Source organism: Pseudoalteromonas mucoides (genome assembly GCF_049257175.1).
Classification (GTDB): domain Bacteria; phylum Pseudomonadota; class Gammaproteobacteria; order Enterobacterales; family Alteromonadaceae; genus Pseudoalteromonas.
This window is the reverse complement of record NZ_JBMMUC010000007.1, coordinates 21,094-33,557: the sequence shown is the minus strand read 5'-3', so window position 1 is coordinate 33,557 and position 12,464 is coordinate 21,094. Positions and strand designations below refer to the sequence as shown.

The window sequence follows — 12,464 nt, the reverse complement described above, 5'->3', positions numbered from 1 at the left end:
TTATTTTTTTTCACTCAATTTCATAGTAAAGTTATTTGAGTAGTCATTGTTTTGCTGACGTGTTTTCCTGCCTTTTAATAAAAGACCACTCAACCAGCTGAGAAATAAGTGAAAGTTAAGCCTACTCTAGCCACCTATAAAAATGTTTGCTATCAACTTTTAGGGTTACTATTAGTCGCCTTAGGCATTATTGGGGCAGTATTGCCTGTTATGCCTACAACCATTTTTTTTATTCTAGCGCTAGCATGTTTTACCCGCTCATCACCCAAGCTAGCGGCTTGGTTACTCAATCACCCTCGTTATGGCGCGACTTTGCAACATTGGCAAACACATAAAGTAGTACCAACCAAAGCAAAATGGTGCGCAGGGATTGGTATGCTCCTAGGGTTAACTATATTAATCCTCAGCTCCCCTCCTTGGTGGGTGGTTATGTTTGTAGCGATAATTGAAATAATAGTAATGATTTACTTACTTTCGCGCCCTTCAACAGTCCCTAAAGTGTAAATTTCGTAAATATTGTTGTGATAACTAATGCAAATCATTACCATGTATATATTATATCTATAACACCTTAATTATTTATGCCGTTAATTAATAAGCGCACGCTGTATAGTACAAGCCGCGCACTACATATTTATCTTTCAACTGCCTTATTATTTTTGCTTATTTTATTTTGTGTCAGTGGCATCATTTTAAATCATGTAGATTGGCTTGAAGGTGATAAAAATGACGGCCAACACACGATAGCTTTACCCAGCGCACTCGTTGAAAAAGCCAATAACAACCTCGAGACCTTACCGACTCTTTACCCTGAAATAGAAGCCTATCTAGCCACTGAGCATGGTTTAACAAAAGTAAAAAGTATTGATTGGGAAAAAGAAGATGCGCTAGTGATGCTCGACTACCCACTGCCAGCAGGTTTTGCTTTTGCAGAAGTCGATTTTATCAGTGGAGAGCTAAATCTTGAGTATCAAACCGGTGGCTTTTTGAGCCTAATTGGTGACTTGCATAAAGGCCGTCACACTGGCGAAGCTTGGAGCTGGGTAATCGATATCTCGGCTGTATTAATGATTTTATTTGCCATTACCGGCATGATTATTTTATTTCAAAACAGAAAAAAACGCTTAGTAGGAATATGGCTAACTGTGCTTGGGGTCGCAACACCTGCAGTCATTTATTTATGCTGGGTTCCGCAACTAAAAGGAGTGTCTTAATGTTAAAACTAAACACCTTATTTGGCGCAGTAATATTATTTACAGCGGCTTTATTTCAATCAAATGCAGATGCATCCGAACTTGAAATTGAACTCACCTTGCCTGATCTTGATGTACAGCCTTACCATCGCCCATACGTGGCCGTTTGGCTTGAAACTCCCAAGCGTAAGCATGTAACAACTGTTGCATTGTGGGTAGAACAAGCTGAGTGGTTTAAAGACTTACGTCAATGGTGGCGTAAAGCGGGCAAAAGCGATGCTAATTTTGACGGTGTAACAGGCGCAACAAAACGCCCAGGCAGCTACACAATTAATTGGGATGGGAAAGATCTCGAAGGACAAGCTGTTACGGCGGGTAAATATTTACTTAATTTAGAAGTCGTACGTGAAGAAGGTGGTAGAGATTATAAACGTGTAGAACTTGATTTAAGCAAAGACGGTAAAATCACTATCGAAGGCAAAAAAGAGTTCTCAGAAAGCTTCGTCACTATCACAGCCAAGTAACAGTATTAAGTAACTAGCAAGTAAAAATAGACTTATACATTATTTTAATAAGGAAAGATTATGAAAATCAATTTACTTAAAAGCGCATTTGTTGGCGCGCTTACATTTACAGCCCTTGCTTCTAGCTATGCAAGTGCGCATGCACAATGGTTAGTACCTTCTCATACTTCGCTATCTGGTGATAAAGCACACTATGTAATGATCGATGCTAGTATCTCTAATGAAATATTTGCTCCTGATAAAGCGTATCGCCCAAAAGAAAAAGGCGCTGAGTATGACGACAATCTGATCATGGCGATTGGCCCAGACGGTAAACCAGTTAGCGACCAAATCCGCGCTTATTTTTTACAACGTAAAAATTCAGCTGCGGTAAAACTAGCAAGCGAAGGCACTTACCACATTGCATTGAAACGTGAACCACGTTTAATGACTTTTTACAAAGATGCAGCAGGCGAACGTCGTCGTGTATTTGGTCCAAAAACAAGCAAAGATATTCCTGCAGATGCAAAAGATGTGAGAACAACAAAGGCATTCTCAACGGTTGATACATTTGTTAGCCGTAACGGTACTTCAAAGCCTGCGCTTCTAGGTAATGGTTTAGAGATCAGCGGCCCAACTCATCCAAATGATTTATTTGTTGGTGAAGAAGCGCGTTTTCAGTTATTAAAAGACGGTAAAGCTGCGGCAAACGTAGAACTTCTTATTTTAAAAGGTGATACGCGCTACCGTAACGAACGTAACGAAGTAAAAGTAACCACAGATAAAGACGGTTTCTTCACAAATACGTGGCAGCACCCTGGTTTATACCTTATTGAAGCAAGCATGAGCGAAGACTCTAAAGAAAAAGGTATCGACAGCATTCGTTATTCTCTATCTACTACTCTAGACGTAGCGCCAGAGTAATACTTTTTTGTAGTTCAAAGCTAAAGGCCAAGCAATTCTCTTGGCCTTTTTATTTGTAAAAATTCACCAACTAATGCCCATATTTAAAAGCCAAACCATAAAAGCAATATATCCTATCCATACTAAAATCTTATGTTGAAAAAAAACACAATTAATTAACGCAACCCACTTGCTTGTTTATTTTTTTAGGTACATATTAAACAACTATTTGAATAATTACTTTAAAATATACTTAACGGATATAAATATTATGGAAGATGGATTTCATTCTTGCATCTGCAATTTAGTTACTTTCCTTCTAATAATTAAATCTACCTCACATCCTTAAAATAAATTTAAAAAACAATATTACCGATAAGGAAATTGATATGACGTGGCAGACCTTAATTCCCTGTGTTTTAGCATTTACACTCATTGCATGTGGTGGTGGCTCCGGCTCACCGACAGATAATACAACTCCAAGTAAAACAGCACCCAAAAACACCAAACCAACCGCCATAATTACCCCCCCTGCAGGTGAAATGCGTGTAAATACAAAACTTATATTTAGTGGCGCAAACAGTAGCGATCCTGAGAACGATAATTTAACTTACCAATGGCGATTAACCAGTGTTGACGAACAAACTGAATTTGCCATTGCTGTAAACAATCAAAGTAAAGTCGAAATATCAGTAACTGACGCACAAAGCTATAAGCTCACTTTAATCGTCAGTGATGGTAAGCTTTCGAGCACACCGGTTGATAAATTAATTGAAATTAAAACCGCTCCCACGCAATTAATAGCCAGAGCAGGACAGCCTCAAACAGTAAAACAAGGTGATGTAGTTTTATTAGATGGCGCACTAAGCAGCACCTCAAACGGTGTGATAAATCAATACAAATGGCAATTTAATACCAGACCACTTAGCAGTAGTGCAACAATAGAAAACAATAACAGCGTTAAAAGTCAATTCATTGCAGATAAAAGTGGGAGTTATGCAGTACAGTTAACAATTACTAATTCACTAGGTGAAACAGCAAGTAATGAGGTATTGATACAAAGCGAATCGCTCGATGATAATTCAGCTCCTCAAGCTGTTATTAAAGTGCAAAACAAAATCATCGCACCTAACAGCATAGCCACACTTGATGGCACGCAAAGTAGCGACCCTGATCAAGGTGATACCTTGAGCTATTTATGGGCCATTACCTCACAACCTGCCAATAGCAAGCCAGCACTAACAGATAACTTAACCCACACCGCAGGATTCTCTTCCTCAGTACTTGGTCAGTACACGCTTTCATTAACAGTTAAAGATCAACACGGTGAAGTAAATACAACCTCAGTAACGTTAGCGGTAGAGGCGACTAATCAAGCACCAATTGCGCAGCTTGTAGCTGAAAGAAAGCATCATGTTAAATGACTTAGTCACGCTACAGTGCGCGCAGTGTAACGATCCTGAAGGGCAACCTTTAAGCTACCTTTGGAAACTGCAAGGCCAGCCAGAAAACAGTATCGCGCAACTAATCCAGCACACAACAGCAACGCCTTCGGTTAGCGCTGATATTGAAGGTGATTATGTGATCACATTAATCGTATCAGATGGACAACTTAGCTCTGAGCAAGCTACAACCGTGTTACAAGCGCAAGCTAATGAAAAACCAACAGCTATCATTAGTGATGTAGCATCTATTTTAGTCGATGAGGAAACTCAACTTGATGGCTCACAAAGCGCAGATCCTGAAGGCAAAGACCTTACCTATGAGTGGGAAATTGTATCACCGTTAGGCCGTGCTACGCTTTCTAACACCGATGTTGCTAAGCCTTTATTTAAAGCATCAATGGCGGGAGAGTTTGTTGTTTCGTTACGTACCAACGATGGCGCTAAATACTCTGACACTCAAACTATTACCATTACAGTTAATCGAAATGCGCCGCCAGTGCTTATTTTTGAAGGACTGCAAACCCGCATAGCTGTTGTTGGCAACCCCGTTACGTTTGATGTTAGCCAAAGTTACGATCCAGAAGGTACCGCGCTTAATTATACTTGGGTACTTATTAAGCCTGATGGTTCAAATGCAGCTTTAACAACTACAGATCAAAGCACCACACAATTTACACCTGATATTGCTGGCATCTACAGCAGCGCTATTGTTATTGAAGATGCTGATGGTAATTCGAAAAATATGCTTTTCATTACCTCAGCAACAGACACAGCAATACTTACAGGTACTGTAAAAGGGCAAATTACTGATACCCAAAAAGTAGGTATAGCTGGTGCTAAGTTGCTAATTAATGGTGTAGAACATATAACTGATGCAAGCGGCGTGTTTGATACAGTAACGGCGTTAGAAGAAGGCGCAAAAACCACAATTACAATTGCAGATAAAAGGTTAGCAAACGGCGAATATAAGTCGGTAGCAATTACACAAAATGACTTTACCTTAAATTTAGGCCAATCAAGCTTACCGATAGTGCAAGATGTTGAAGTATCTGTATTCGTATGCCCAGAGTTTACTGGTCCTGACACAGTAAGTTTACGTTTTAAAATGGTTGATACTATTTTAACTTCAAGCAGCTTTGAGTTTCAGTTTGACGAAAAGAAATCTTTGCTATTGCCAAAAAGTAATGGCACCTACCTAGATGCCACCTTGAATATTGCACTTCCTAGCAGCGCAATTTATGAGGTAACGGTCACTGAGGACACTGTGAGTAATACAACTGGTACAAACACAACTATTTACTACTCTCAAGCCACACCAAACCTAGCAATAATAAGTATTTGTAATATCTAAAATAATCATCTAAGCCACTTTAACCTTTGTTGAAGTGGCTTATATACTCAAACCACCTCAAGATATTCATAACCACTCGAATTTAGTTCATTTGACCAATTATTCGTTATGCTTATCAGCAGTAAAAAATTAAAATCAATAAAAACAACTTGTTAAACTTTGGCTTTATTTTTGCTATTAAAATCATAAGCTATGAATCTAATTAAAAAAATGAGAACCAATATAATGACCAACAAACGTCTTTCTTTGCTAACTAAAGCTCTCCCTATTGCCGCGAGCCTAGTATTACTCAGTGGCTGTATTGTGCATATTTCAACCTCAGGCTCCAATGTACAACAGCAACAACAACTCTCACTGTCAGCAGCACAGTTACAGCAACTTGATATTGAAACTGAAGCAGGCTCGCTCAAGGTTATCGGTTCAACAACTGCGACTGATATTACTGTTGATGCAACAATCTTCACCGCTAAAACTGATGACCCTTATACCCTAACGCTTGAGCAAAAAGGCGACAAAGCAGTACTTGTTGCCAAAAACGATAAAGCATCTGGCATGTTAGTTTATCAAGGAAGCTCTCCTAGTATAGATTTAGTTGTGACCGTACCAAGTACATTTAATCTTGATATTGATGATGGCTCTGGTGATATCAATATAAATGATGTACTCGGCAACATGGAAATTGATGATGGCTCTGGCAGCATTAATATAAACCAAGGCAATCATGTCACTATTGATGACGGCTCTGGCGACATCTACTTACAAAACCTCACTGGAAATATCGAAATAAGTGATGGTTCTGGCAGTATTACAGCAAAAAGTGTTGCAGGTTTGATGAACATTGAAGATGGCTCTGGCGATTTAAACCTAACTGATATTACCGGTAGCGTAGAGATTGACGATAATTCTGGCAGTATTAATGCTGAACGTTTAGGTAGTTACTTAACGATTGAAGATGGCTCTGGCGACATATACGTAGAGCATGTCAATGGCTTAGTCACCATTGACGATGGCTCAGGTAGCATTCGAGTTAACCATGCTAAAGGCCTGACTATCATTGATGATGGTTCAGGAGATTTGAGTATCGACAATATTAATGGCCCGGTAAAACTCGACTAACTTAAAAGCCTTATCAGTATGGTCATGCTCTTCACTTAGCGTGACCATTAATCTACCTAGCTGCAAAGCCTATCAAAATCCAGACTAGATGACATAAACACTCCTTTCGAAAATCTACATTTCAGGCATACTTATATAAATTCAGTATCATCGTGGAACCTCCCCATGTTAGAAGTCGCCTTAATTTACTTAGCCGCAGCGATAGTTGCCGTGCCAATTGCTAAACGCCTAGGGCTTGGCTCCGTGCTAGGCTATTTATTGGCGGGAATTTTAATTGGCCCGTTTATTTTAGGTTTAGTGGGAGATCAAACCTCTGTCATGCACTTTGCTGAATTCGGTGTTGTGATGATGCTATTTTTAGTCGGTTTAGAATTACAGCCTGCTCGGCTTTGGAAGTTACGTCACTCTATTTTAGGTCTCGGTGGCCTGCAAGTCACATTGACTGCGATGCTCATTTTTGCCATATGCTATTGGTTATTAACGATGAAATGGCAAAGCGCTCTGGCCATCGGCTTAATGCTAGCATTATCATCAACGGCCATTGTATTACAAAGCCTTGAAGAAAAAGGCTGGCTAAAAACGGAAGCCGGCCAAAATGCCTTCTCTGTATTACTTTTTCAAGATATTGCTGTTATACCTATTTTGGCTTTACTACCTTTGCTTGCATTTGAACCACAATTAACTACCACAGATGCAAGTCATTCCCTTACAGCTGAGTGGCCTGTCTGGGGGCAAGTAATGGCTTCGGTGACAGTAATTGCAGCGATTATTTTAGCCGGTAAATATATTTCAACGCCATTATTTAGGTATATCGCCGAAACGCGGATGCGGGAAATATTTACTGTATTTGCATTATTTTTAGTAGTCGCGATAGCGATAATTATGCAAAACGTGGGCTTATCACCCGCACTCGGCACCTTTTTAGCTGGTGTGGTTTTAGCAGAAAGTGAGTTTCGTCATGAACTAGAAGCCGATATTGAGCCGTTCAAAGGTCTATTACTAGGGCTGTTTTTTGTTGCGGTTGGTGCATCGATAAACTTTGCCCTGTTGTTTGAGCAGTTTGCTAATGTCGCTATGCTTGTGGTGGCTTTAATTGCCGTGAAAGCCGCAGTGTTATATTTACTCGCTCGTGCTTTTAAAATCCACCAGACACAACAATTACTCTTTACTTTAGCCTTAGCACAAGGCGGTGAATTTGCATTTGTATTATTAACAATGACCAACTCACTGCAAATTCTCACTCCGGAGCAAAGTAGTTTAACCACCCTTGTAGTAGCAATATCGATGCTGGTCGCCCCTTTGCTACTTATGCTTTACGATCAGCTGCAAAAGCGCAGTAATAAAGCCACCGCGCGTGAGTTCGATAAACCAGAGCAAATAAGCCCAGCTAAACATGTAATCATCGCCGGTTACGGCCGGTTTGGGCAAATTATGGGGCGTTTATTGAGTACTCAAGGCTATGATATTAGCGTGCTCGATCACAGTCCAAGTCAGATTGATTTACTGCGTCGCTTTGGCAATACCGTACACTACGGAGATGCTGCCAGAAAAGAACTCCTTGAGGCTGCTGGTGCAGATACCGCGCAATTGCTAGTAATTGCCATCGATAATGCAGATAAAACACTTGAAATAGTTACCTTAGCCCGAAAACACTTTCCACAATTAAAAATTGTTGCTCGTGCAATTGACCGCCGTCATGCATATCAACTACTGCAACTAGAAGTGGATGCATTTAACCGAGAAACAGTCGATTCAGCAATAAATCTGGGGATTGAGACATTAGAGCTGTTAGGCAATTCAAAAGAAGATGCACAACGTGCAGGATATTTATTTAGAGAGCACGACCGCGAATCGGTGTTAGAACTAGCAAAACTTTGGGGCGACGATCACAGCTACGGCGTAGCTGTGCGTCAACGTACAGAAGACTTAAAGCAAGTACTTAACCAAGATAAGCAAGCCCGTTCGAGCCTTAACACCTGCGACCAAGGTGATTGTGAGGACTTCAATAAAGATGCTTAGAATTATTAATCAATTATGTTATCACTTATTGCACTTCGAGAAGCCTCGTAGTGCATTTAAATAATCACACTCTATCGATCATCGTGACTGGTTTATCATTTTATGCTGCGCTAAACTAACTATTCCTAAGTAGATGAGAGCCTCTTTTGCCTTTAAATACAATTCTTCGTCAGCCTTATTCTGTATTAGTGGTTATTTATAAAAAGAATAAAGATTTTTTATTGATCCAACGTGCTGATGACGCAAATTTCTGGCAGTCAGTTACCGGTGGAATTGACGAAGGTGAGACGCCTCTGGATACAGCATACCGAGAGCTTTTAGAAGAAACAGGCATTGATGCCCGCGCATTAGGTATCACCATACGCGACCATCATAAAACCAATCAATACGCCATTCGTCAGCAGTGGCGGCACAGATACCAAGACGATGCACTCATAAATACCGAGCATGTGTTTAGCATCTGTGTGCCAGACGACATTACTATCCTACTAGACCCTAATGAACACACCGATTTTATATGGCTTACTCAACTACAAGCCGCTGAAAAAGCATGGTCACCCAGCAATTGCGATGAAATACTTAACTTAAAGTAGAAGCTACAAATACTTTAACCATGGCTTTTGAGTTGCTCGCTTGTACTGACTAAACCATTTAGTTGGCCAATACAAACTAATAGCTAATGAAGCCGCAATTAGCCAAATCCAGCCAATGTGATCAACACCAAAATAGCTGCCCTGATTAGCACCATACACCGCATGGCCAATAGCGTATAACACGAGCAACGCATAAAGGTGCACTATATAGAAAAACATTGGTACAGAGCCATAAATGCGCAGTGCATTTAAAAATCGATTTAATGGCCTTTCAAATAGCCATAAGCCAAAAAACATCATTGCGAGTGTTATAAGTAAAAAGCTTAATGATGGTGGGTATTTAGTAACATTAAATACCGACATTAAGGTCTCTGCGGTGCTTGCAAACTGCTGCCAAGGCAAGGTTTCACCGTAAATATTAAAGCCACGTAAAATAGCAAACAGTGCAACGCAGCCAAAACCTAAACCGACTAGACATTGTTTTCTATCGTCACTATCGCGGCTAGCCGCATAAAGCGGGCCAGCACAGTAACCTAATAAAATAACCCCAATCCAAGGCAAAACGGGATAACTAATTTTTACATCGATTAACCCGCCTTGAGAGATATAACCGCGGTCGTGCAATATAGTCCACAAGGTATAACCCCATTCATCTGGGCTAAAACTAATTGGTGTAAGTAAGTTATGACCAAATACAATCAGTAAACCTAACAGCAATAACACCCGTTGCGGTAAATTAATTAGTAGCGCGAGCGTGAGCATACACAAACCGATTGCCCACATCACTTGCAGCCAAATCGTATGAAAATAGCCCATCCACGAAAAACAAATAACCGTGACTTCAAGGGCAATTAAAAATAGCCCCCGTTTAATCAAAAAGCTACGTGCTGAACGCGCAACACCATTCGCTGGGTGACTATATAACCACGCCGAAAGGCCGGTTAAAAATATAAAAGTAGGCGCACAAAAGTGCGCCGCAAAACGGCTCCAAAAAAGTCCTGGGCTTGTTGCGTCTACATCCATAGGATCAGACACCTGCATATGCAAAAAGAACCGTTCACGAACATGGTCAACAAGCATTAATAAAATAACCACACCACGCATTATATCAATGCTGTGGATACGGTTTTTCAGCTGCTTAGAAGTCATACGTTAAACCAAGCTTGAATTGTGTTGGCGTACCAGGATAAGCCCATAAGGCGTTGTAACTACTGGCGATATAACTTTCATCAAATATGTTATCCACATTGAGTGATACTGCCGTACGATCGGTTGCTTGCCATTTAGCAAATAAGCCGACTAACTGATAACTCGGTAGACGGAATGTCAAATCAGCAGGATCGCCAAGTCGGTCTGAAATATATTGATAATGACCACCAATTTTGATGTCTTGCTCAAATACACGGGTATCATGATTTAATGAAAGCGAAAAGTTATTCTCAGGTACGTTAACTAATGGGCTGCCTTTTGGAATTGGCACTAACCAATCAGCATTAACGATATCGTTCGCTGTTTCAGCTTTTACGTAGGCATAAGAAACTGTGTACTCAGTATTAGCTCCTAAATTACCTGTTACATCAATTTCCACACCTTTACTGTTGGCTTTACCAACTGGTGCTGAATAACCAACATTAACAGGATCAGCCACTAGCATATTACTTTTGCTAGCATCAAACAGTGCAATAGTACCGCTGATGTCATCAAAGCCAAATTTCAAACCTATTTCAAACGAGTCACTTTCTTCAAAACCAAACGGTTCACCTTGCGCATCAGTGCCGCTTAATGGCAAAAAGCCTTCTGAATAACTGGTATAAAGATTAATCGCATAGTTTAATTCATACACCATACCAAAACGCGGACTAACACGGTTTTCTTTACTATTTGAGGCAACACCAGATTTGGTTTCAAGAATGTCTTGTTCGATTTCATCAAAACGCAAACCCACCATTACTTTAAAGCGTTCAGTAATATCTAATTGGTCTTGTAAATAGATGCCGTATGCATTTTGCTGTTCGTTGTTTTCATATTGCATTTCAACATCAGGGCCTTGCTCATTACTGTAATTTGGCTCATAAATATCAATAGTATACGTGCCATTACCGCCACGATAACGATATAACCCAGTACGTAGTTCGTAATCATAAGCATCAGCACCAAGCAAAACATGATTAGTGATCCCCGCTAATTCAAAGTGACCACTGAGCTCAAAGCGCAAGCTTAAATCTTCAGACTCATAGTCTCGATAGCGATGTTGGCGGGTTAAGGTTTGGCCATCATCAAACAATGATTGGCGTGATGGCGAAAGTTCCGCATCAGAAGAAAAACCATTGAGTGTTGCAGTACGGTAGTTCGCACCTAGTAATAATGTCCAGTCACTACTAAAATCATAGTCATAACTTAGTTGATGACCACGTGAATGAACCTTAGTAGGGCCATCGTTTGGGTTACCTAAAAAGCGGTTTTCAGGCACAGTATCAAAATTATCGTTAAGAACGACAATACCACGATCATACATCTGCTGCTGATCAACGTATTCAAATTCATACGTAAGTGATGACTCATCGTTAATTTGATAATAAAGCGAAGGCGTGATCACAAACTTATCGTGGTGTACGTAATCTCTAAAACTATCGCTATCTTGCCACGCACCATTGATTCTAAAAGCGATATCATCTGTAAGGCCGTTAGTGTAATCACCTTGTACACGTTTATGATTGTCACTACCAAGCTCAGCTTTTAATTGGCCTTGCTGATAAAACTGCGGCTTTTTAGTAATTATGTTTATTGTGCCACCAGGCTCAGAGCGACCATATAGAGCCGAGCCTGGGCCTTTCAATACTTCAATGTAGTCGATATTTGACACGTCACGTGGGCCCGCAAACCCCTTACCACCACTAAAGCCATTAATTAAGTAACCCGACGGCATATTTTCATTACCTGATAAACCGCGAATAGAGTAGCTATCCCACAGTGCACCGCCGTTATTTTTACGAGAGATACTGGCAGAAAAATCCAACGCATCTCGAAACTTGGTAATACCATTATCAATCATCAAATCTTGATCTAAAGTGGTAATAGACTGAGGCAGCTCTTTAAGCGGAATATCTCCTCTAAAGGCTTGTTTGTGTTCAATCGTGATAGTTTCTAGGTCTGATTCTGTCGCAACAGTTCCAAATGAGATTGCCGCGACGGCTAAAGATAATGCAGAGTATTTCATAGGTAATTGATAGCTTATTAAGAATGCATTTTTACATTGTTATAATATAACACATCAAGGCATTGCTGTTATATAGTAACATCCTATTTTTTAGCATAATGACTTGTTTTACTTTACTGAAATA

11 protein-coding genes are annotated in these 12,464 nt (G+C 40.2%); 9 read left to right on the top strand and 2 right to left on the bottom strand.

All coding sequences use genetic code 11. The features are described 5' to 3' along the window. Positions 1-108 precede the first annotated feature (108 nt). The 9 genes from AAEU30_RS09410 to nudB all read left to right on the top strand — a co-directional run bounded on the left by AAEU30_RS09410 (position 109) and on the right by nudB (position 9,123). Positions 109-504 (top strand): YbaN family protein, encoded by a 396-nt coding sequence (locus AAEU30_RS09410; RefSeq protein WP_421960272.1) that lies wholly within the window; start codon positions 109-111, stop codon positions 502-504. Between the two features lie 77 nt (positions 505-581). Further along, positions 582-1,214: a PepSY-associated TM helix domain-containing protein gene (locus AAEU30_RS09405; RefSeq protein WP_421960271.1), complete on the top strand. Its 633-nt coding sequence runs from the start codon at positions 582-584 to the stop codon at positions 1,212-1,214. Continuing rightward, a complete protein-coding gene (locus AAEU30_RS09400; protein WP_421960270.1) occupies positions 1,214-1,717 on the top strand; it encodes a DUF2271 domain-containing protein in 504 nt (167 codons plus the stop codon). The genes AAEU30_RS09405 and AAEU30_RS09400 overlap by 1 nt, the downstream gene beginning before the upstream one ends. Positions 1,718-1,777: 60 nt before the next feature. Continuing rightward, entirely contained in the window at positions 1,778-2,620 is an 843-nt protein-coding gene (locus AAEU30_RS09395) for a DUF4198 domain-containing protein (RefSeq protein ID WP_421960269.1), read from the top strand. Positions 2,621-2,988: 368 nt separating this feature from the next. Further along, the gene (locus AAEU30_RS09390) at positions 2,989-4,023 is read left to right on the top strand and encodes a PKD domain-containing protein (RefSeq protein WP_421960268.1); all 1,035 of its coding nucleotides are present in this window, start codon (positions 2,989-2,991) and stop codon (positions 4,021-4,023) included. Further along, positions 4,013-5,395, top strand: a complete 1,383-nt coding sequence (locus AAEU30_RS09385) for a PKD domain-containing protein (RefSeq protein WP_421960267.1) — start codon at positions 4,013-4,015, stop codon at positions 5,393-5,395. The genes AAEU30_RS09390 and AAEU30_RS09385 overlap by 11 nt, the downstream gene beginning before the upstream one ends. A gap of 225 nt (positions 5,396-5,620) precedes the next feature. Next, on the top strand, positions 5,621-6,511 hold the full coding sequence (locus AAEU30_RS09380) for a DUF4097 family beta strand repeat-containing protein (protein ID WP_421960266.1): 891 nt from the start codon (positions 5,621-5,623) through the stop codon (positions 6,509-6,511). 165 nt (positions 6,512-6,676) lie between these two features. Continuing rightward, positions 6,677-8,530, top strand: a complete 1,854-nt coding sequence (locus AAEU30_RS09375) for a monovalent cation:proton antiporter-2 (CPA2) family protein (RefSeq protein WP_421960265.1) — start codon at positions 6,677-6,679, stop codon at positions 8,528-8,530. A gap of 146 nt (positions 8,531-8,676) precedes the next feature. Continuing rightward, positions 8,677-9,123 carry a dihydroneopterin triphosphate diphosphatase gene (nudB, locus tag AAEU30_RS09370; protein WP_421960264.1) on the top strand — a complete coding sequence of 149 codons (447 nt, stop codon included), beginning with the start codon at positions 8,677-8,679 and terminating at the stop codon, positions 9,121-9,123. 3 nt (positions 9,124-9,126) lie between these two features. Here nudB and AAEU30_RS09365 read toward each other — a convergent pair whose 3' ends face one another. After that, the gene (locus AAEU30_RS09365) at positions 9,127-10,272 is read right to left on the bottom strand and encodes an acetyltransferase domain-containing protein (RefSeq protein WP_421960263.1); all 1,146 of its coding nucleotides are present in this window, start codon (positions 10,270-10,272) and stop codon (positions 9,127-9,129) included. After that, positions 10,262-12,340 (bottom strand): TonB-dependent siderophore receptor, encoded by a 2,079-nt coding sequence (locus tag AAEU30_RS09360; protein ID WP_421960262.1) that lies wholly within the window; start codon positions 12,338-12,340, stop codon positions 10,262-10,264. Before AAEU30_RS09360 ends, AAEU30_RS09365 begins: the two co-directional genes overlap by 11 nt. Positions 12,341-12,464 lie beyond the last annotated feature (124 nt).

What these genes read in the sequence shown, in the direction of transcription:
- AAEU30_RS09405 (WP_421960271.1), top strand. Translation starts at nt 582, where the DNA reads ATGCCGTTAATTAATAAGCGCACGCTGTATAGTACAAGCCGCGCACTA.
- AAEU30_RS09400 (WP_421960270.1), top strand. Translation starts at nt 1,214, where the DNA reads ATGTTAAAACTAAACACCTTATTTGGCGCAGTAATATTATTTACAGCG.
- AAEU30_RS09395 (WP_421960269.1), top strand. Translation starts at nt 1,778, where the DNA reads ATGAAAATCAATTTACTTAAAAGCGCATTTGTTGGCGCGCTTACATTT.
- AAEU30_RS09390 (WP_421960268.1), top strand. Translation starts at nt 2,989, where the DNA reads ATGACGTGGCAGACCTTAATTCCCTGTGTTTTAGCATTTACACTCATT.
- AAEU30_RS09385 (WP_421960267.1), top strand. Translation starts at nt 4,013, where the DNA reads ATGTTAAATGACTTAGTCACGCTACAGTGCGCGCAGTGTAACGATCCT.
- AAEU30_RS09380 (WP_421960266.1), top strand. Translation starts at nt 5,621, where the DNA reads ATGACCAACAAACGTCTTTCTTTGCTAACTAAAGCTCTCCCTATTGCC.
- AAEU30_RS09375 (WP_421960265.1), top strand. Translation starts at nt 6,677, where the DNA reads ATGTTAGAAGTCGCCTTAATTTACTTAGCCGCAGCGATAGTTGCCGTG.
- AAEU30_RS09365 (WP_421960263.1), bottom strand. Translation starts at nt 10,272, where the DNA reads ATGACTTCTAAGCAGCTGAAAAACCGTATCCACAGCATTGATATAATG.
- AAEU30_RS09360 (WP_421960262.1), bottom strand. Translation starts at nt 12,340, where the DNA reads ATGAAATACTCTGCATTATCTTTAGCCGTCGCGGCAATCTCATTTGGA.